Annotated in this window: 19 protein-coding genes, 1 tRNA gene and 1 CRISPR repeat array; of the genes, 8 read left to right on the top strand and 12 right to left on the bottom strand. The window is 56.3% G+C overall.

Features of this window, described 5'->3' with window-relative positions:
* Window positions 1-555: a type I-F CRISPR-associated endoribonuclease Cas6/Csy4 gene (cas6f, locus tag CYR52_RS06390; RefSeq protein WP_101828207.1), complete on the top strand. Its 555-nt coding sequence runs from the start codon at window positions 1-3 to the stop codon at window positions 553-555.
* Between the two features lie 130 nt (window positions 556-685).
* Window positions 686-2,574: a CRISPR direct-repeat array (repeat unit 28 nt; unit sequence GTTCACTGCCGCACAGGCAGCTTAGAAA).
* A gap of 75 nt (window positions 2,575-2,649) precedes the next feature.
* Here cas6f and CYR52_RS06385 read toward each other — a convergent pair.
* The 6 genes from CYR52_RS06385 to aspA all read right to left on the bottom strand — a co-directional run bounded on the left by CYR52_RS06385 (window position 2,650) and on the right by aspA (window position 8,578).
* Window positions 2,650-2,725, bottom strand: a tRNA-Phe gene (locus tag CYR52_RS06385).
* Window positions 2,726-2,866: 141 nt separating this feature from the next.
* The gene (gene dicD, locus CYR52_RS06380) at window positions 2,867-3,442 is read right to left on the bottom strand and encodes a division control transcriptional repressor DicD (RefSeq protein ID WP_072926972.1); all 576 of its coding nucleotides are present in this window, start codon (window positions 3,440-3,442) and stop codon (window positions 2,867-2,869) included.
* Between the two features lie 40 nt (window positions 3,443-3,482).
* Window positions 3,483-5,204, bottom strand: coding sequence for a protein-disulfide reductase DsbD (locus tag CYR52_RS06375; RefSeq protein WP_101828206.1), 1,722 nt, complete (start codon window positions 5,202-5,204; stop codon window positions 3,483-3,485).
* The gene (cutA, locus tag CYR52_RS06370; RefSeq protein WP_072927377.1) at window positions 5,180-5,539 is read right to left on the bottom strand and encodes a divalent cation tolerance protein CutA; all 360 of its coding nucleotides are present in this window, start codon (window positions 5,537-5,539) and stop codon (window positions 5,180-5,182) included. Before cutA ends, CYR52_RS06375 begins: the two co-directional genes overlap by 25 nt.
* Before the next feature lie 171 nt (window positions 5,540-5,710).
* Window positions 5,711-7,027 carry an anaerobic C4-dicarboxylate transporter gene (locus tag CYR52_RS06365; protein WP_072926975.1) on the bottom strand — a complete coding sequence of 439 codons (1,317 nt, stop codon included), beginning with the start codon at window positions 7,025-7,027 and terminating at the stop codon, window positions 5,711-5,713.
* 114 nt (window positions 7,028-7,141) lie between these two features.
* Window positions 7,142-8,578, bottom strand: a complete 1,437-nt coding sequence (gene aspA, locus CYR52_RS06360) for an aspartate ammonia-lyase (protein ID WP_101828205.1) — start codon at window positions 8,576-8,578, stop codon at window positions 7,142-7,144.
* 355 nt (window positions 8,579-8,933) lie between these two features.
* Here aspA and CYR52_RS06355 point away from each other — a divergent pair, with 355 nt between their 5' ends.
* The 4 genes from CYR52_RS06355 to CYR52_RS06340 all read left to right on the top strand — a co-directional run bounded on the left by CYR52_RS06355 (window position 8,934) and on the right by CYR52_RS06340 (window position 12,253).
* A complete protein-coding gene (locus tag CYR52_RS06355) occupies window positions 8,934-9,410 on the top strand; it encodes an FxsA family protein (RefSeq protein WP_072926985.1) in 477 nt (158 codons plus the stop codon).
* A 240-nt stretch (window positions 9,411-9,650) separates the two neighbouring features.
* A complete protein-coding gene (locus CYR52_RS06350) occupies window positions 9,651-9,944 on the top strand; it encodes a co-chaperone GroES (RefSeq protein ID WP_036103188.1) in 294 nt (97 codons plus the stop codon).
* Window positions 9,945-9,988: 44 nt separating this feature from the next.
* Window positions 9,989-11,632, top strand: a complete 1,644-nt coding sequence (groL, locus tag CYR52_RS06345) for a chaperonin GroEL (RefSeq protein WP_072926989.1) — start codon at window positions 9,989-9,991, stop codon at window positions 11,630-11,632.
* Between the two features lie 276 nt (window positions 11,633-11,908).
* Window positions 11,909-12,253 (top strand): DUF4156 domain-containing protein, encoded by a 345-nt coding sequence (locus CYR52_RS06340; protein ID WP_072927378.1) that lies wholly within the window; start codon window positions 11,909-11,911, stop codon window positions 12,251-12,253.
* A gap of 71 nt (window positions 12,254-12,324) precedes the next feature.
* Here the strand turns inward: CYR52_RS06340 and epmB are convergent, their stop codons facing one another.
* A complete protein-coding gene (gene epmB / locus CYR52_RS06335; RefSeq protein ID WP_101828204.1) occupies window positions 12,325-13,353 on the bottom strand; it encodes an EF-P beta-lysylation protein EpmB in 1,029 nt (342 codons plus the stop codon).
* 43 nt (window positions 13,354-13,396) lie between these two features.
* On the opposite strand from epmB, the gene efp reads away from it, so the two are divergent.
* The 3 genes from efp (at window position 13,397) to CYR52_RS06320 (ending at window position 14,401) form a co-directional block, all read left to right on the top strand.
* Window positions 13,397-13,963 (top strand): elongation factor P, encoded by a 567-nt coding sequence (gene efp / locus CYR52_RS06330; protein WP_072926992.1) that lies wholly within the window; start codon window positions 13,397-13,399, stop codon window positions 13,961-13,963.
* A 73-nt stretch (window positions 13,964-14,036) separates the two neighbouring features.
* A complete protein-coding gene (locus tag CYR52_RS06325) occupies window positions 14,037-14,168 on the top strand; it encodes an entericidin A/B family lipoprotein (RefSeq protein ID WP_072926993.1) in 132 nt (43 codons plus the stop codon).
* 101 nt (window positions 14,169-14,269) lie between these two features.
* Window positions 14,270-14,401: an entericidin A/B family lipoprotein gene (locus CYR52_RS06320; RefSeq protein WP_072926995.1), complete on the top strand. Its 132-nt coding sequence runs from the start codon at window positions 14,270-14,272 to the stop codon at window positions 14,399-14,401.
* 97 nt (window positions 14,402-14,498) lie between these two features.
* On the opposite strand, the gene blc is transcribed toward CYR52_RS06320, so the two are convergent.
* The 5 genes from blc to frdA all read right to left on the bottom strand — a co-directional run bounded on the left by blc (window position 14,499) and on the right by frdA (window position 18,404).
* Entirely contained in the window at window positions 14,499-15,023 is a 525-nt protein-coding gene (gene blc, locus CYR52_RS06315; protein ID WP_072926997.1) for an outer membrane lipoprotein Blc, read from the bottom strand.
* A 112-nt stretch (window positions 15,024-15,135) separates the two neighbouring features.
* On the bottom strand, window positions 15,136-15,492 hold the full coding sequence (frdD, locus tag CYR52_RS06310; protein WP_072926999.1) for a fumarate reductase subunit FrdD: 357 nt from the start codon (window positions 15,490-15,492) through the stop codon (window positions 15,136-15,138).
* Window positions 15,493-15,504: 12 nt separating this feature from the next.
* Window positions 15,505-15,897: a fumarate reductase subunit FrdC gene (gene frdC / locus CYR52_RS06305; protein WP_072927380.1), complete on the bottom strand. Its 393-nt coding sequence runs from the start codon at window positions 15,895-15,897 to the stop codon at window positions 15,505-15,507.
* A gap of 13 nt (window positions 15,898-15,910) precedes the next feature.
* Entirely contained in the window at window positions 15,911-16,636 is a 726-nt protein-coding gene (locus CYR52_RS06300; protein ID WP_101828203.1) for a succinate dehydrogenase/fumarate reductase iron-sulfur subunit, read from the bottom strand.
* Window positions 16,629-18,404, bottom strand: a complete 1,776-nt coding sequence (gene frdA, locus CYR52_RS06295; protein ID WP_072927002.1) for a fumarate reductase (quinol) flavoprotein subunit — start codon at window positions 18,402-18,404, stop codon at window positions 16,629-16,631. The genes CYR52_RS06300 and frdA overlap by 8 nt, the downstream gene beginning before the upstream one ends.
* Between the last annotated feature and the right edge of the window lie 18 nt (window positions 18,405-18,422).

Raw genomic sequence — 18,422 nt, 5'->3', positions numbered from 1 at the left:
ATGGATCATTTTCTTGAGATCCGTGTATTACCTGACCCTGAGTTTACCGAAGAGACATTGATGTCTGCGCTGTTCGCCAAATTACACCGGGCATTAGCGGCGCATAAGCAGGGCGATATTGGCGTCAGCTTTCCGGCACACGATGTTAAACCCGGCCCGGTTCTGCGCCTGCACGGCACGCAGACCGCATTGCATACGCTGGAGTCTTTGCACTGGCGTACCGGCCTTAGCGATTACTGCGCTGTTTCAGCGATCACACAGGTCAGCGTAATCAAAGGGTGGCGCGCGGTAAGCCGGGTGCAGGTGAAAAGCAGTGCCGGGCGCTTACTGCGGCGCTCAGTGAAGAAAGGCTGGATCAGTGAAGCAGAGGCGACACAGCGGCTTGAAAACAGTCAGGAACAGCGAAGCGACTTGCCCTGGCTGGCCGTAAAAAGCCTTTCCAGCGGTCACCACTTCCGGCTGTTTATCCGCCACGGTGAACTTCAGCCCGCCGCCACCGCAGGGGAGTTTAGCTGTTACGGCCTGAGCAACACCGCCACCATCCCCTGGTTCTGACCCTTTTATTTCCGTCAAGGATAAGTTGTTGATTTATTGAGACCTAAATATGAGGTAAGAAAAAAGGGGTAAGGAAGAGAATTAAAAGGATTTTTACGCAATAACAAAACGTTACGAAGCTGGCTGACCAGTTCACTGCCGCACAGGCAGCTTAGAAAATCACCGGCACCCCCGGGAAGGTGCTGGAAACGTTCACTGCCGCACAGGCAGCTTAGAAAACGCTGCAAGTTTTTCGTGATAGGCGCTCAGTGTTCACTGCCGCACAGGCAGCTTAGAAATAACTCCTCCAGTTCGATGGCGGTTTTGTTCTGTTCACTGCCGCACAGGCAGCTTAGAAATGCCAGTTGAAGTTAAGCCCCTGCCAGTGATAGTTCACTGCCGCACAGGCAGCTTAGAAAAATGGCCACGTTGAGTACACCGCTGACTACGTGTTCACTGCCGCACAGGCAGCTTAGAAAAACTCCTCAAAATCCTGCAACTCCTGCGTACAGTTCACTGCCGCACAGGCAGCTTAGAAAAATAAATGCCAAGCGTCAGGCGGCATGTCTGGGTTCACTGCCGCACAGGCAGCTTAGAAATGAAGCGCGCCACCTCCACCGTGGCGCAGCATGTTCACTGCCGCACAGGCAGCTTAGAAAAGAACGGATCGCCGTTTGTGATCGGCACGTTCGTTCACTGCCGCACAGGCAGCTTAGAAAACAAGGGATTGATATTGTATCGACCAGGTTGCGTTCACTGCCGCACAGGCAGCTTAGAAATGGACGTTAAAACAGCGACTATCGGTGGTATTGTTCACTGCCGCACAGGCAGCTTAGAAATCACACGTGGGTGTATACCAACGATGACCCCAGTTCACTGCCGCACAGGCAGCTTAGAAAAGCTGCTTGTGCTGCTGCTGCCGCTTGTGTCGCGTTCACTGCCGCACAGGCAGCTTAGAAAAATATTGAGGCGATGACGCGAGAGGCCAGGGGGTTCACTGCCGCACAGGCAGCTTAGAAAATATGTCGCCAGAAGAGATTCGCGGGCTGTCTGTTCACTGCCGCACAGGCAGCTTAGAAATTAGTAGGGAATTTCCTCCTCGTCGATAGACAGTTCACTGCCGCACAGGCAGCTTAGAAATGTCAAAATACATGGTTTCGCGGGTTACACCGGTTCACTGCCGCACAGGCAGCTTAGAAATGATTACGCCAGAGTTACACACACAAACGCGTGTTTACTGCCGTGCAGGCAGCTTAGAAATGCGCATTCCTGAGGGCTTCAGGGCAGCCGAAGTTCACTGCCGTGCAGGCAGCTTAGAAATGTTGTCGGCAGACAACGCGGATTTCGCCTAGGTTCACTGCCGCACAGGCAGCTTAGAAAATGAACCCGTAACGGCGTGGTGCGCGATTGAAGTTCACTGCCGTACAGGCAGCTTAGAAAGGCGGGCAGATCTGCACGCTATTGCCGTTCACGTTCACTGCCGTACAGGCAGCTTAGAAATAGACTGGAGGCCATATGGCTACGTTCGATTTGTTCACTGCCATACAGGCAGCTTAGAAAGCTGAAAATGGGGTTTTTTGGAGAGGGACAAAGTTCACTGCCGTACAGGCAGCTTAGAAAGTAATCAGCAAAATTTCATCTATCTCTGGCTCGTTCACTGCCGCACAGGCAGCTTAGAAATTGAACGTGCGCGCCATCAGGAAAAAAACGGCGTTCACTGCCGCACAGGCAGCTTAGAAATAACATGGAGGATGTAATCCTTAATGGAATGTGTTCACTGCCGCACAGGCAGCTTAGAAACAAAGGACAGGAAATTTACGGCTACTGCAATGGTTCACTGCCGCACAGGCAGCTTAGAAATGGGCGGCCTCCGGTGAACTCGCGCCCCATTAGTTCACTGCCGCACAGGCAGCTTAGAAAGTGTTTGTTGCCAAATCATCAGCGCTGTCATCGTTCACTGCCGCACAGGCAGCTTAGAAAGTAACGTCCCCGATAAATTTGCCTGTGGATCTGTTCACTGCCGCCCAGGCAGCTTAAAAGGTTGAAGGCGGCTTGATGGAGAGTTCAGACGCAGAAAAGCAAAAACCCAGCCATTGGCTGGGTTTTCTGAATAATTGGTGCCCGGACTCGGAATCGAACCAAGGACACGGGGATTTTCAATCCCCTGCTCTACCGACTGAGCTATCCGGGCAACGGGGCGCATTAAACCGTATTGGCTGAAGGCCGTCAACGGCTTTATGCAGAATTCTCCCTGAAACCGGGCTGACTGCTCTCTTTTCAGGCAAAAAGCAGCAGGGCAGCAGCAAAAACTGCCCCTGACAGGCGATGTTTATCAGGTCAGCGCACCATGTTTACGGCAGCGTGCGACCTGCAAAACATCCTCAGCCAGCCGTAATGCGACTTCCACATCATGGGGCTGCCGTTTTACCAGCAATTTGCTCAGGCACCCTTCCAGAATCAGCTCCATCTGCTCGGCCACCATCGGCGCATCGTCTGCGTCCATGTCCTGCAACAGCGCCAGCGTATAGTCATAAGAGGCGCGTTTCTGCTGCTCTGCAAGCTGGTGGATAGGGTGCTGTTTGTCCGGGAAAAAGCTGCACGCGGCGATAAACAAACAGCCTGGGTAGCGCTGCTGGTTCACCTGCTCATGCAGTACCTTATAACGGGCCAGCAGCTTCTGTTGCGGCGTCAGCGAATCATCCAGCAGCAGTTGGCGCCGCCAGGTATCAATCTGTTGACCATGATGGCGCAGGCAGTCATACAACAGCGCCTCACGATCCGGCCAGAAGCGGTATAAATCGCTTTCCGTACGTCCCGTCTCTGTTGCCACCATTTCTACCGTGGTGGTGGCCAGCCCGCGCTGCTCCAGAAGGGTTAAAGCGTGGTTCAGCACATGTTCACGTTGCACGTTGGCGTTCTCCCATTTCCAATCCAGACACTAGTGTCGTTTACGGGTGTACTTTCTGCAAATGCGCACGGAAGGCCGCGGCGTCCATAAAGCCGGTGATGCGGGTATCCGGGATTTCCCGGCCCTGCTCGCCGAAGAACAAAATAGTGGGCAGGCCCAGCACCTGTAACTGCGCCAGCAGCGCCTGCTGCTCCGGGCTGTTACCGGTGACATCCGCCTGCAGCAGCACGGTGTCCGCCAGTGCCTCCTGCACCGCAGGCTGGCTGAACGTGTATTTCTCAAACTCTTTACAGGCGACACACCAGTCAGCATAGAGATCGAGCATCACCCGTTTGCCCTGCGCCTGATGCAGCGCCTCCGCCAGCGCGGCCCGGCTGGTGATCGGCTGGAATGCCGGGCCGGCAGGTTGTGCGGCGGTGGCCGGGGAGGGGAATACCCACTCCTGCAACGGCCGGGCCACCACCAGCGCGGCAGCCAGCAGCAGCAGTTGCAGCGGCCGGACACCGGCGCGGCTGCTTTTCAGGCTGAGCAAAAAGGCCCAGCCAAAAAAGGCGATGCCAAGCAGGCTCCAGAGCCGTTCCCCCCACACATCGCCGATGACCCGCGTCAGCAGAAACACCGGCAGTGCCAGAATCACAAAGCCGAATGCTTCTTTCACATGGTTCATCCACGGCCCGCTTCTCGGCAGCAGCCGGTTACCGAACAGCGTGACTGCCACCAGCGGAATGCCCATGCCGAGCGCATACAGGTAGAGCGTGCCGCCACCGGCCAGCAGATTCCCGCTCTGCGCGATGTAGAGCAGAATGGCGCTCAGCGGCGCAGTAGTGCAGGGCGAGCAGATCAACCCCGCCAGTGCGCCCATCACAAACACGCCGGGCAGCGACCCGCCGCGCTGGGTATTGCTCCACAGCGTCAGGCGGGTTTGCAGCGCGGAAGGCAACTGCAAGGTAAACAGGCCGAACATCGAGAGCGCCAGCAGGATAAACAGCACTGACAGCGCGATAAGCACGCCGGGGCTTTGCAGCGCCGCCTGGAACGGCAGCCCGGCGGCGGCCACCAACAGCCCCAGCAGGGTGTAAGTCAGCGCCATGCCCTGCACATACACCAGTGCCAGCACCGCCACGCGCCGGTGGCTGTGCCGTTTTTCACTCCCGAGAATAATGCCGGAAATCAGCGGGTACATCGGCAGCACGCAGGGCGTAAAGGCGATGCCGATGCCGATCAACAATGCCCACAGCGGCGAGAAGGGCAGCGGGGCGGCGGTGGCCGCTGTCTGCGGTGGGGCAGAGGGAGCCGCTGCCGCGTCTGCCGTCGCACCCGGCGTCACGGCGCTCAGCGGCACAATGCGCGTCTCTGGTGGGTAGCAGAACCCCGCTTCGGCGCAGCCCTGATACGTCACTTTCACCTGGCCCTGCGGCGCAGCCCGGGTGATCGGCAGCGTAAACGCCAGCTGGTTTTTGTAGATTTCTGAGATGCCGAAAAATTCATCTTTATGTGACAGCCCTTCCGGCAGGGTGACATCCCCTACTGTGGCGTCGGTGGCCGTCCACTGGATCTGCTGGCGGTAAAGGTAGTAGCCGGGTTTAATCTGCCAGTTCAGCGTCAGGCGGTTGCCTTTTTGCGAAAAATCAAAGGCAAACGCCTGATCCGGCGGCACAAACGCCTTAGCAGCAGGCGAAGGGAAAAGGGAGGCATGTGCAGCCAGCGGCAGCAGCAGGATGCCGCATAGCCAGACAATTATTTTAATGAGGCGGTAATCCATGAGAGGTAATCTTTGTCTCCATCGCGGACCGGCAACACCAGCAGCTCCGGCGTCTGGTAAGTGTGGTGTTGCCGCAGGCAGGCGAGCAACGCCTGCTGGTGTTGGGTATCACTTTTGAACAACATCTGGACTTCGTACGCCTGCTCCAGCTTGCCTTCCCAGTAGTACATTGAACTGGCACCCGGCAATAACGTGACGCAGGCCGCCAGCTTCTCGCCCAGCGCCACTGCCGCCAGCTCCTGCGCACTGTCTTCATCCGGCGCTGTGCAGAGCACCACAACGGCCTGCGCCGGCAGGGGATCGATATTCAGGGGAACAGTTTCTGTCAGGGTCATTTCAGACGCGGTTATCTCAGACATCTCGACCTCGCAACATAGTGGGAGAAAGGCACGCCGACCGGTCAGCGCCAGCCAGAGACTATAACGCGAAGCGACGGCCGCTTGAAGGCGAAGGCGGGGGATTTTACCCCCGCATACACTTTAGTGAGCCCGGCCGCTGGCAGCGGATTACAGCATCACGCTGGCGAGCGCAAAGCTGAACAGCACGGAAAGCGCGACGCCCAGCGTACCAGGGATAAAGAAGGGATGGTTGAAAACGAAACGGCCAATGCGTGTGGTGCCGGTATCATCCATCTGTACTGCCGCCACCAGCGTCGGGTAGGTCGGCAGGATAAACAGCCCGGACACCGCCGGGAACGCCGCCAGTGCCGTCAGTGGCGTCACACCCAATGCCATCGCCATCGGCATCAGCGCCTTGGCGGTCGCCGCCTGGGAGTAAAGCAACGCCGAGCAGAAGAAGAAAATCACCGCCAGCAGCCACGGGTGGCTGGTAATGGCGCTGCCGGCCGTGCCTTTGATCCACACCAGGTTATCCTGCACAAAGGTATCGCCCAGCCAGGCCACACCCAGAATACAGATGCTGGCGCTCATGCCCGCCTTGAACGTGCTGGCGTTGAGGATGGCGGCGGTATCTATCCGGCACAGCAGCGTAATCAGCGTGGCGGCACTTAACATAATGATCAGGATGGCGCTGGTGGTGGTCATCACCGGGGCCGCCGGGGTGCCCAGCACCGCCTGATGGAAACCGTTACTGTTGAAAATGGCATACACCACCACAGCCAGTACCCCAAGCAGGAACAGCAATACCGAATAGGGCGCGGAGGCGGGAATGGCCGGGCGATCTTCACCGCGCAGCGTAACCAGCCCTTCTGCCAGACGTTGCTGATACACGGGGTCATCTTCCAGCCGGGCATTGAACAGCCAGCTCACCAGCAGTGACATCAGCAGCACGGCCGCTAGCGTTGCGGGGATCAGGATAGTCAGCATCGTCAGGTAACTGACGCCGTGCGGCTCCATCACCGTCGCCATGTACACCACCGCGGCGGAGATAGGCGAGGCGGTAATGGCGATTTGTGCGGCCACCACAGCCGTTGAGAGCGGGCGGCTGGGGCGGATGCCCTGTTCCTTGGCCACTTCCGCAATCACCGGCAGGGCAGAGAGCGAGATATTGCCGGTGCCGGCAAAAATCGTCAGGAAGTAGGTGACCACCGGTGCCAGCAGCGTGATGTGGCGTGGGTTACGCCGCAGCAGTTTTTCCGTCTGGCGGACCAGGTAATCCATGCCCCCGGCCACCTGCATGGCGGAGATGGCTGCAATCACCGCCATGATGATGGAGATCACATCAAACGGGATGGTGCCCGGCTTTACGCCAATCAGCGCCAACACCAGCACCCCCAGCCCACCGGCAAAACCAATGCCGATGCCGCCCAGCCGCGCGCCAAGGAAGATGGCCAGCAGCACAATGACAAATTCCAGAATCAACATTGCGTTTGTTCCTTAGTGAAAAATGAAAACAACTTGTTATATTTTTGTACCTTCCAAAAGAAAAGGGCACGTTATTCACTGAATAACGTGCCCTGATGTCAGGTCAGAACAGGGTTACTGTTCATTCTCATCGGTATAGCGTTTGGCTTTATACGCCGGGAACATCAGGTTCTGCACCGAGAAGATGTCATCCAGTTCCGCTTCCGTCAGCAGGCCGCGCTCAAGGACCACTTCACGCACGCTCTTGCCGGTTTCCGCACAAATTTTACCGACGATATCACCGTTATGATGGCCGATGAACGGGTTCAGGTACGTGACGATACCGATGGAATTAAAGACGTACGCCTCACACACCGCTTTGTTGGCCGTAATACCGTTGACGCATTTTTCCAGCAGGTTATAGCAGGCGTTGGTCAGGATATGGATGGATTCAAACATGGCCTGGCCGATGACCGGTTCCATCACGTTCAGCTGCAACTGGCCCGCTTCTGACGCCATGGTAACGCAGGTGTCGTTGCCGATCACTTTGAAACAGACCTGATTGACCACTTCCGGGATAACCGGGTTAACCTTGGCCGGCATGATGGAGGAACCGGCCTGGAGCTCCGGCAGGTTGATCTCATTGAGCCCGGCACGCGGGCCGGACGACAGCAGGCGCAGGTCGTTACAGATTTTCGACAGCTTAACCGCCAGGCGTTTCAAAGAGCTGTGCACCATGACGTAGGCACCACAGTCCGAGGTCGCTTCGATCAGGTCTTCAGCCGGGACGCACGGCAGGTTACTTACCGCGGCCAGATGCTGCACGGCCAGTTGCTGGTAACCTTCCGGCGTGTTGAGGCGGGTGCCGATAGCGGTCGCGCCCAGGTTCACTTCCAGCAGCAATTCCGCGGTGCGCAGCAGGTTTTTCGTCTCTTCTTTCAGCAGCACATTAAACGCATGGAACTCCTGACCCAGGGTCATCGGCACGGCATCCTGCAACTGGGTGCGGCCCATTTTCAGGATGGTTTCAAATTCTTTGGCTTTGCGCTCGAAACCGTCACCCAACTGGCTGATGGCATCGATCAGTTTCAGGATTGAGGCATACACCGCAATGCGGAAGCCGGTCGGGTAGGCATCGTTGGTGGACTGGCATTTATTCAGGTGGTCATTGGGGTTGAGGTATTGGTATTCCCCTTTCTGATGGCCCATCAGCTCCAGCCCGATGTTGGCCAGCACCTCGTTGGTGTTCATGTTGAGTGACGTCCCGGCGCCGCCCTGGAAAACGTCTACCGGGAACTGATCCATGCACTTGCCTTTATTCAACACTTCATCACATGCCTGGATAATGACATCAGCAATCTTGCGCGGGATGGTTTTCAGCTCTTTGTTCGCCAGCGCCGCCGCTTTCTTCACCATGACCATGCCGCGGACAAATTCAGGGACATCACTGATTTTGGTATTGCTGATGTAGAAATTTTCGATCGCACGCAGGGTATGGATCCCATAGTAAGCCTCGGCCGGCACTTCACGTGTGCCGAGCAGGTCTTCTTCGATACGAATTGTGTTTGACATAGAACCTTCTCTATTTGATGCCGTAAATGGATGACTGAATAAATAGTAGACATTATGCTGGCGCATGTTCACACCATAGAATTAACCGCCGGCTTCCTGCCGCGCACGATCATATGCTGCTTTCTGAGAAATGCACGCAGCGCGATCACGCCTTGTACGCTCGCCGCAGGAGGATTTGATAACTGTGAAGGGCTTCACATTTCGTTGACCTGCTCAATAAAAATAGCGGTTGCGGTTGAATTCATCCGGCACCAACTCCATCTCAATAACGTCAGCCCGGTAACATGACCTGCCGGGCCTCTATTTTTACGCGTTGGTGCCTCTTTGCCAACGCGTTTGCTGAAAGGAGAATACGGTGCGTTTGTTACCGTTGCTGGTGATATTTTTACTGGCCTACATTGAGATATCCCTGTTTATCCAGGTTGCCCATGTGCTGGGCGTCTTTATGACGCTGCTGCTGGTGATTTTTACCTCTGGTGTCGGGGTGTCGCTGGTGCGTAACGAAGGGATGAAAACCTTCATCCAGATGCAACAGAAGCTGGCGCAGGGTGAAAGCCCGGCGGCTGAGATGGTGAAAAGCGTTTCGCTGGTGCTGGCTGGTTTCCTGCTGCTGCTGCCGGGGTTCTTTACCGATTTCTTAGGGTTGCTGCTGCTGTTGCCGCCGGTGCAAAAACGCCTGACGCTGAAACTGCTGCCGCACCTCGCCTTTACGGCCCGCGGCGGGTTCCGGCCCGGCCAGGGGGGCGGCACCACCTTTGACGGCGAATACCAGCGCAAGGATGATCCTCACCCCCGCCTGGAACAACGCGATACCCACAAAGACGATCACTAAGCGGTAACAGAAAAACGTTTCGCTGGGGTGGCGGTGCCGGCCCCGGCAAGATAGAGTGCGGGCTGACCTTTTGTTAGCTGTTTGTTATGCGGTGACACGACAAAAATAAAAAAATTTTTGTTGGTGTCCCTTGAAGGGGGGGCTAATGCCCCCATCTAAAACACCACGAGGCCGGTATGCGCAGCGTATACGGCATCTTATCCTGAATCAGATATGGACCTTCTCAAAGGAGAGCTATCAATGAAAATTCGTCCATTGCATGACCGCGTTATCGTCAAGCGTAAAGAAGTTGAGTCTAAATCTGCTGGCGGCATCGTTCTGACCGGCTCCGCGGCGGGTAAATCTACCCGTGGTGAAGTGCTGGCTGTGGGCAATGGTCGCATCCTGGAAAACGGCGAAATGAAGCCGCTGGATGTGAAAGTAGGCGACATCGTCATTTTCAACGATGGCTACGGTGTGAAAGCCGAGAAGATCGACAATGAAGAAGTGTTGATCATGTCTGAGAGCGACATCCTGGCGATTGTTGAAGCGTAATCACGCGTATATCACTGAACTGAACGAATTTAAGGGAAAGTAAAATGGCAGCTAAAGACGTAAAATTCGGTAATGACGCTCGTGTAAAAATGCTGCGCGGCGTAAATGTGCTGGCTGATGCGGTAAAAGTGACCCTGGGCCCGAAAGGCCGTAACGTCGTACTGGACAAATCCTTCGGCGCACCGACCATCACCAAAGACGGCGTGTCTGTTGCCCGTGAAATCGAACTGGAAGACAAGTTCGAAAACATGGGTGCACAGATGGTGAAAGAAGTGGCCTCTAAAGCGAACGACGCAGCAGGCGACGGCACCACTACCGCAACCGTTCTGGCGCAATCCATCATTACTGAAGGCCTGAAAGCCGTTGCCGCTGGCATGAACCCGATGGATCTGAAACGCGGGATCGACAAAGCTGTTATCGCTGCGGTTGAAGAACTGAAAAAACTCTCCGTACCGTGCTCTGACTCCAAAGCCATTGCTCAGGTAGGTACCATCTCCGCTAACTCCGATGACACCGTAGGCAAACTGATTGCTGAAGCGATGGAAAAAGTCGGTAAAGAAGGCGTGATCACCGTTGAAGAAGGTACCGGCCTGCAAGACGAGCTGGACGTGGTTGAAGGTATGCAGTTCGACCGCGGTTACCTCTCCCCTTACTTCATCAACAAACCGGAAACCGGTGCTGTTGAGCTGGAAAGCCCGTTCATCCTGCTGGCTGACAAAAAAATCTCCAACATCCGCGAAATGCTGCCGGTGCTGGAAGCCGTTGCCAAAGCAGGCAAACCGCTGCTGATCATCGCTGAAGACGTTGAAGGCGAAGCGCTGGCGACCCTGGTGGTGAACACCATGCGCGGCATCGTGAAAGTGGCTGCGGTGAAAGCACCGGGCTTCGGCGACCGTCGTAAAGCAATGCTGCAGGACATCGCGACCCTGACTGCCGGTACCGTTATCTCTGAAGAGATCGGTCTGGAGCTGGAAAAAGCGACCCTGGAAGACCTGGGCCAGGCTAAACGTGTGGTCATCAACAAAGACACCACCACCATCATCGATGGCGTGGGTGACGAAACCACCATTCAGGGCCGTGTGACCCAGATCCGTCAGCAGATCGAAGAAGCGACCTCTGACTACGATCGCGAAAAACTGCAGGAGCGTGTGGCTAAACTGGCTGGCGGCGTGGCCGTCATCAAAGTAGGCGCAGCAACTGAAGTTGAAATGAAAGAGAAGAAAGCCCGCGTTGAAGACGCCCTGCACGCGACCCGTGCTGCGGTGGAAGAAGGCGTGGTTGCCGGTGGTGGTGTTGCGCTGATCCGTGCTGCATCCAAACTGGCTGACCTGCGCGGCCAGAACGAAGACCAGAACGTGGGTATCAAAGTTGCGCTGCGCGCAATGGAATCACCTCTGCGTCAGATCGTCCTGAACTGCGGTGAAGAACCGTCTGTGGTTGCTAACAGCGTGAAAGCGGGCGAAGGTAACTACGGTTACAACGCTGCAACCGAAGAGTACGGCGACATGATCGGCATGGGCATCCTGGACCCAACCAAAGTGACCCGTTCTGCTCTGCAGTACGCGGCCTCTGTGGCTGGCCTGATGATCACCACCGAGTGCATGGTCACTGAACTGCCGAAAGAAGAGAAAGCAGACATGGGCGCCGGCGGTATGGGCGGCATGGGCGGTATGGGCGGCATGATGTAATTTCTGCCGACTGTTCCCCTTACAGTCTGTTATGAAAACCCCCGGCTCAGGCCGGGGGTTTTTTATTATGGGTGCAGAATAATTCGCATCTAATTGATTGTTGCTGCTATATATCTATCATTGTCTCGCTGAATTAACGTATAAACTGTAAACTACCGACGCGTTACTTATCAGCGGGATGGGCCGGGCTTCATCTCATTACGGCAACGGATGCTTAACCAGCATGTCGCACATGCTGATAAGGTTTGCGAGATTCTCAACCAAATGGGGAAAAAGATGCGGATTAACGTGTTTCTTGGACTTTCGGCCGCGTTGCTGCTGGCGGGTTGTAACTCCACCCACCAACTGAGCAGCACCGGACAACAAGTTAAATTTACTGACGCTCAACCCGGCAATGAATGCCAGCTGGTGGGCGAAGTGACCGGTACGCAGAGCAATTGGTTCTCAGGCACCAGCGGTGACGGCAGTTCAATGCGCGGCGCGGCGAATGATCTCCGCAATAAGGCGGCCGCAATGGGGGGTAACGTCATTTATGGCGCCACCAGCCCAAGCGAAGATTTCTGGTCCAGCTTTGTACCAAAAGACAGCAAAATGGTAGGGCAGGTCTACAAGTGTCCATAACGGCAATCCATTGCCGGCAGGGATAGGTCTCGCTTATCCGGGCGAGGCGTACCTCGCCTGAAATCTCTTCCTCAGGCCTGTTTCAACCGGAGATCGAGCGGCGTTTTGCTCGGCTCGCCACCCACTTCCCGTGCCAGCTTCGGCACCATATAGCCGGAAACCTTAGCCAGTAACGCTTTGACCAGCGCCCGCGCTTCTTCATCATCTACCATGAAATGCGCCGCGCCCTGCACCTTGTCCAGCACATGCAGGTAGTAAGGCAGAATGCCCGCATCAAACAGTGCATTACTCAAAGTCGCCAGCACATCCGCATCATCATTCACGCCGCGCAGCAGCACACTCTGGTTCAGCAACGTCACGCCTGCGCGTTTCAAGCGTGCCATACTATGGCGCAGATGATCATCAATCTCATTCGGATGGTTAATATGCGTCACCATCAGCACCTGCAGGTGTGAAGCCGCCAGCCGCTGACAGAGCGTGTCAGTGATACGGGCCGGGATCACGACCGGCAGGCGGCTGTGGATCCGCAGCCGCCTGATATGAGGAATCGCTTCCAGTTCACTAATCAGCCAGTCGAGCTCATGATCTTTGGCCATCAGCGGATCGCCGCCGGAGAAAATAATTTCATCCAATTCCGGGTGCAGGCGGATATACTCCAACGCCTTGCCCCAGTTTGCTTTGTTGCCCTGATTATCCTGATACGGGAAATGACGGCGGAAGCAATAGCGGCAGTTAACTGCACAGCCCCCTTTCACCAACAACAGGGCGCGGTTACGGTACTTGTGCAACAGGCCGGGAACCACACTTTGCTGCTCATCAAGCGGGTCAGTGGTAAAACCGGGGGCCGCAAGGAACTCCTCCTGGGCTGTCAGCACCTGAACCAGTAACGGGTCAGCGGCATTGCCGGGCTGCATACGTGCAGCAAACGCGCGCGGGACGCGCAGAGGAAAGAGGCGGCGGGCATCACGCCCTTTATGCAGTTCCGGATGGGTGTCGAGTGCCAGCAGCGACAGCAACTCGTCCGGGTCAGTAATAACATCGGCGAGTTGCTGCAACCAATCTTCTCTCGTCGCCGTGTTTTGGGTTATAATATGTGCCATTTTTTGGCTAAGCTACCAATATACATTTTTTCAGAGGGCCACTATGGCGACTTATTCTAGCAACGATTTCCGTTCCGGTCTTAAAATCATGTTCGAAGGCGAACCTTACGCCATTGAATCCAGCGAGTTCGTTAAGCCGGGCAAAGGCCAGGCCTTTGCACGTGTTAAAATGCGTCGCCTGCTGACCGGTACCCGCGTTGAGAAAACCTTCAAATCTACCGACTCCGCTGAAGGCGCAGACGTTATCGATATGAACCTGACTTACCTGTACAACGACGGTGAGTTCTGGCACTTCATGAACAACGAAACCTTCGAGCAGCTGGCCGCCGATGCCAAAGCCGTAGGTGACAGCGCGAAATGGATGCTGGATCAGGCAGAATGTATCGTGACCCTGTGGAACGGCCAGCCGATCGCAGTGACCCCGCCGAACTTCGTTGAGCTGGAAATCACTGATACCGATCCGGGCCTGAAAGGTGACACCGCAGGGACTGGCGGCAAGCCGGCGACCCTGTCTACTGGTGCTGTGGTAAAAGTTCCGCTGTTCGTTCAGCGTGGCGAAGTGATCAAAGTTGACACCCGTTCCGGCGAATACGTTTCCCGCGTGAAGTAACGGTTGTTCTGACGCCCCGAGTGTCATGCTGCTGCAACGCCTGTTGCAGCAGCCATTCAGGAATCTGTTAACGATGCTGAAGAAAATCTGGCTGGCTGCGCTCTCTTTCGTGGTGCTGGCTGCATTAAGCGGGTGTAACACCGCACGCGGCTTTGGTGAGGATGTACAGCACCTGGGCAGCGCTATTTCCCATATCGCCAGTTAATTCCCCCGTTTAAAAAATACCACCTTCTTTCTACTTCCTTGCTTTTCTTGTCTAAACTAAAAGGGCTTAAGCACCTACTCCCTTAAAAGAAGGAAATTTTTATGTTGAAGAAATCAATTCTGGTGGTGTTTTCTTTGCTGTTCCTCTCGTCGCTGACGGCATGTAATACCACGCGCGGTGTTGGCGAGGATGTATCGGCAGGCGGTGAAGCTATCCAACGCAGTGCACAGTAACGCTGACGCAGATAACCCTGAACGCTGACGCGGATAAACCTGATGCGGATAAAAGGTACGGACACGCGGTTGCCGGTGGCCGTACCTGATTTCCCGATCAGGATTGATTTACCCAGATAAGCTTACTGGTATCAAACCCATAACGTTTTGCCGTTTCCAGCAGGCGGGTTCGCGCCACTTCGTCCAGCATAGGGGTGCGTGACAAAATCCATAAATACTTCTTATTCGGGCCGCAGACCAGCGCATACTGATAGTTCCTGTCCAGCTCAATCACGTTATAGCCGCCATAGAAGGGGCCAAAGAAAGAGACCTTGAGCGCGGCGCGTACCGGCGTACCCAGGAAATAGCCTTTCCCTTCACTCTCCTGCCAGGATTTCTTTTTAGGGTTATAACCGCGGTTAATGACTTTGATGCCACCATCCGGCCGGGTGCTGTAGTTGGCCGTGACATGATCCAGCCCGCGTTCGAAGCCGTGATCCATCCTGGCAATTTCATACCAGGTGCCGAGATAGCGCGGCAGCTCGAAGTTTTCTACCACTTTAACGTCCGGCGGCGGCTTTACGCTGCACGCTACCGAAAACAATGCGGTCATCATGACGCCGAGTTTTGACCAAAGATGCATAGCCTTTCCTTTTATCATCCATCTTTCCTAAGTGTAGGTAATAAAAATGAATAAGAGAGGGATGGCGGAATGAAAAACGGCCCTGCCGGGCCGTTTACGCAAAAAGCCGCGATCAGAGGGTCATTACGCCGATGGCGGTGACCACACTCAGAATGGCTGCCAGCCCATAAAACAGCCATTTCCCGGCCGGGATAACCCATTGCAGGTCATGCGTCATATGGTGCAACCGGTGCAGGCCACACCATAACGGCAGCGCAATCATCAGAAACAGAAACAGGCGACCGGGCAGGCTCTGGCAAAACGCGAGTACCCGCGCATAGCTGAACGTCCCTTCCGGGGCGAGGCCCAGGGGCAGCAGAATACCGATCAGCAGAATCACTGCCGGGGCAAATAGCGCCGCCCACATGCCACCGGCACCAAACAGGCCCCAAAAGACCGGTTCATCAGCGCGTTTAGGATGTTGGTCCATCTTTTCCTCCTGTTAATACAGCGCGATGGCAAAGATTGCCAGCGACACCACAATCATCACCGCCCACAGCAGGCGCACCACCGGTGCCGGCCCCAGTTTTTCCCCTTTGACGATCAGAATCGCCGCTTTGGGAGCCAGATCAAACCAGGTTTTGCTGTGCAGCAAGGCTGCCGCCAGGGCAATCAGGTTGAGCAGCAGAACCACCGGGTTTTGCAGCAAATGGACAAACGCCTCCCAGCCTGCCGGCCCGGCTTTTAACCGGTAAAGGCCGTGAAGCAACAGCAGGCTGAACCAGACTGCGGGCAGGGCGGTGCCTTCACGCAGCATATAAAAACGGTAAAAGCCAAGCCGCTGCCACCAGTTGGGCGTAACGTCCCGGAGGTAAGGTTTACGTTTTGTGGTCATCATGGTGCTCTCCTTAACGTGGCTTCAGCATGGCGATCATGAAATCCTTACTGCTCTCCACTTTTCCCTGTTGGATAGCCGCTGCCGGGTCCACATGTTTCGGGCAGACTTCAGAGCAGTAACCCACAAAGGTGCAGCGCCAGACGCCGTTCTCGCCATTGAGCTGCGGCATCCGCGCGGCCTTGCCGCGATCGCGGCTGTCGAGGTTATAGCGATGGGCGAGGGTAATCACCGCCGGGCCGATGAATTCAGGGTTCAGGCCAAATTGCGGGCAGGCGGCATAACAGAGGCCGCAGTTAATACAGCCGGAAAACTGGTGATATTTCGCCATCTGCGCCGGGGTCTGGCGGTTCGGGCCGGCCGCCGGCTGGCGATCGTTGCCGATGATGTAGGGCTTAATCGCCTCCAGGCTTTCGATAAAGTGGGTCATATCCACCACCAGATCGCGTTCGATCGGGAAATTGCCCAGGGCTTCCACCTCCATGCCCGCCGGATAATCACGCAAAAAGGTTTTGCAGGCGAGTTTAGGCACGCGGTTGACCATCATGCCGCAGGAGCCACAAATTGCCATGCGGCAGGACCAGCGATACGCGAGATCCGGCGACAGGTTATCTTTGATATAACCGAGTGCGTCCAGCAGTGAGGTCTGCTCGTCATAAGGCACGGTGTAGGTTTCTGGGTGCGGTGCGCTGTCATACTCCGGGTGATAACGCATCACGGTAATCGTCATGTCAGCCATGGGTTTTCTCCTCAGACTCAGCGCCATAGACCCGTTTTGCCGGCGGCAGGGCAGTAATGTTCACGTCGCTGTATTCCAGCCGCGGTGCGCCGCCGGGCGTGTAGAACGCCAGGGTATGTTTGAGGAAATGGGTGTCATCGCGTTCGGTACAGCCTTCATCCAGCCGCTGGTGGGCACCGCGTGATTCGCGGCGGGCAAGGGCGGAGTGCGCCATACATTCGGCGACATCCAGGCTGTGTGCCAGCTCCAGCGTATAGAGCAGGTCAGTGTTAAAGACCCCTGAGCGGTCAGTGATGGCCACGCGGGAGAAACGGGTTTTCAGTTCCGCCAGTTTATCGATGGTTTTCTGCATCAGCGCTGACGTACGGTAAATGCCGCATCCCTCTTCCATGGCGATGCCCATTTCGTCACGCAGGGTGGACCACTTTTCCGTTCCCTGTTGATTCATCAGCGCCGTCAGCCGCTGCGCTACATCCTGCGCCTGGCTGTCCAGCGCCCGCACCGGAACGGGTGTGCTCTCGACAGCACGCAGCGCCGCCTGCTCACCGGCGATGCGGCCAAACACCACCAGTTCCGCCAGCGAATTGGAGCCGAGGCGATTGGCACCGTGCAGCCCTACCGAGGAGCATTCCCCCACGGCAAACAGCCCACGGATGCGCGTCTCACACTGGGCATTGGTTTCGATGCCGCCCATGGTGTAGTGCGCGGTAGGGCGAACCGGTATCGGCTCGTTGACCGGGTCCACGCCGACATAGGCTTTCGCCAGCTCACAGATAAACGGCAGCCGCTCCAGCAGCGTTTTCTCACCCAGATGGCGCAAGTCGAGATGCACCACCTCACCGCGCGGGGTGCTGATGGTGCGGCCGGCCTGCCATTCATGCCAGAACGCCTGTGAAACCTTATCCCGCGGGCCAAGCTCCATGTATTTATTCTTTGGCTGCCCCAGCGGGGTTTCCGGCCCCATGCCATAATCCTGTAAGTAGCGGTGGCCCTCTTTATTGACCAGGATACCGCCTTCGCCGCGGCACCCTTCCGTCATCAGAATGCCGGAGCCGGGCAGGCCGGTCGGGTGATATTGCACAAACTCCATGTCCCGCAACGGCACACCGTGGCGGAACGCCATGCCCATGCCGTCCCCGGTGACAATGCCGCCATTGGTGTTATAGCGGTAAACCCGGCCCGCGCCGCCGGTGGCGGTGATGACGGCATTCGCACGTACCTGAATCAGGCTGCCTTCCATCATATTCAGGGCAACCAGGCCGCGCACCTGGCCCTCATCCACCAGGATATCGAGGACAAAGTGTTCATCAAAACGGCGGATTTGCGGGTATTTCAGGGAGGTCTGGAACAGGGTATGCAGCATATGGAAGCCGGTTTTGTCGGCGGCAAACCAGGTCCGTTCAATTTTCATGCCGCCAAAGCGGCGGACATTGATGCTGCCGTCCGGCTTGCGGCTCCACGGGCAGCCCCATAACTCCAGTTGTGTCATTTCCTGCGGGCAGCGGCGGACAAATTCCTCCACCACATCCTGCTCGCACAACCAGTCGCCACCGGCCACCGTGTCGTGAAAATGGGAGTCTGTGGTGTCATGGGGTTGGGTAACGGCGGCAGCACCGCCTTCTGCGGCCACGGTATGGCTGCGCATGGGGTAAACTTTGGAAATCAGCGCAATCGTCAGGGCGGGGTTAGCTTCCGCTGCGGCTATGGCAGCGCGTAACCCTGCACCACCGGCACCGATGATGGCCAGATCGGCGTTAAAGGTTTGCACGGCACTCCTCCATTCAGG

The organism is Chimaeribacter arupi, from assembly GCF_002858805.1.
Lineage (GTDB): Bacteria > Pseudomonadota > Gammaproteobacteria > Enterobacterales > Enterobacteriaceae > Chimaeribacter > Chimaeribacter arupi.
The sequence above is the reverse complement of the archived record's forward strand: the minus strand, read 5'-3'. Positions and strand labels throughout refer to the sequence as shown.

What these genes read in the sequence shown, in the direction of transcription:
- CYR52_RS06365 (WP_072926975.1), bottom strand. Translation starts at nt 7,027, where the DNA reads ATGTTGATTCTGGAATTTGTCATTGTGCTGCTGGCCATCTTCCTTGGC.
- frdC (WP_072927380.1), bottom strand. Translation starts at nt 15,897, where the DNA reads ATGACCACAAAACGTAAACCTTACCTCCGGGACGTTACGCCCAACTGG.
- CYR52_RS06350 (WP_036103188.1), top strand. Translation starts at nt 9,651, where the DNA reads ATGAAAATTCGTCCATTGCATGACCGCGTTATCGTCAAGCGTAAAGAA.
- cutA (WP_072927377.1), bottom strand. Translation starts at nt 5,539, where the DNA reads ATGACCCTGACAGAAACTGTTCCCCTGAATATCGATCCCCTGCCGGCG.
- aspA (WP_101828205.1), bottom strand. Translation starts at nt 8,578, where the DNA reads ATGTCAAACACAATTCGTATCGAAGAAGACCTGCTCGGCACACGTGAA.
- efp (WP_072926992.1), top strand. Translation starts at nt 13,397, where the DNA reads ATGGCGACTTATTCTAGCAACGATTTCCGTTCCGGTCTTAAAATCATG.
- CYR52_RS06340 (WP_072927378.1), top strand. Translation starts at nt 11,909, where the DNA reads ATGCGGATTAACGTGTTTCTTGGACTTTCGGCCGCGTTGCTGCTGGCG.
- cas6f (WP_101828207.1), top strand. Translation starts at nt 1, where the DNA reads ATGGATCATTTTCTTGAGATCCGTGTATTACCTGACCCTGAGTTTACC.
- groL (WP_072926989.1), top strand. Translation starts at nt 9,989, where the DNA reads ATGGCAGCTAAAGACGTAAAATTCGGTAATGACGCTCGTGTAAAAATG.
- frdD (WP_072926999.1), bottom strand. Translation starts at nt 15,492, where the DNA reads ATGGACCAACATCCTAAACGCGCTGATGAACCGGTCTTTTGGGGCCTG.
- CYR52_RS06320 (WP_072926995.1), top strand. Translation starts at nt 14,270, where the DNA reads ATGTTGAAGAAATCAATTCTGGTGGTGTTTTCTTTGCTGTTCCTCTCG.
- CYR52_RS06325 (WP_072926993.1), top strand. Translation starts at nt 14,037, where the DNA reads ATGCTGAAGAAAATCTGGCTGGCTGCGCTCTCTTTCGTGGTGCTGGCT.
- CYR52_RS06300 (WP_101828203.1), bottom strand. Translation starts at nt 16,636, where the DNA reads ATGGCTGACATGACGATTACCGTGATGCGTTATCACCCGGAGTATGAC.
- CYR52_RS06375 (WP_101828206.1), bottom strand. Translation starts at nt 5,204, where the DNA reads ATGGATTACCGCCTCATTAAAATAATTGTCTGGCTATGCGGCATCCTG.
- epmB (WP_101828204.1), bottom strand. Translation starts at nt 13,353, where the DNA reads ATGGCACATATTATAACCCAAAACACGGCGACGAGAGAAGATTGGTTG.
- blc (WP_072926997.1), bottom strand. Translation starts at nt 15,023, where the DNA reads ATGCATCTTTGGTCAAAACTCGGCGTCATGATGACCGCATTGTTTTCG.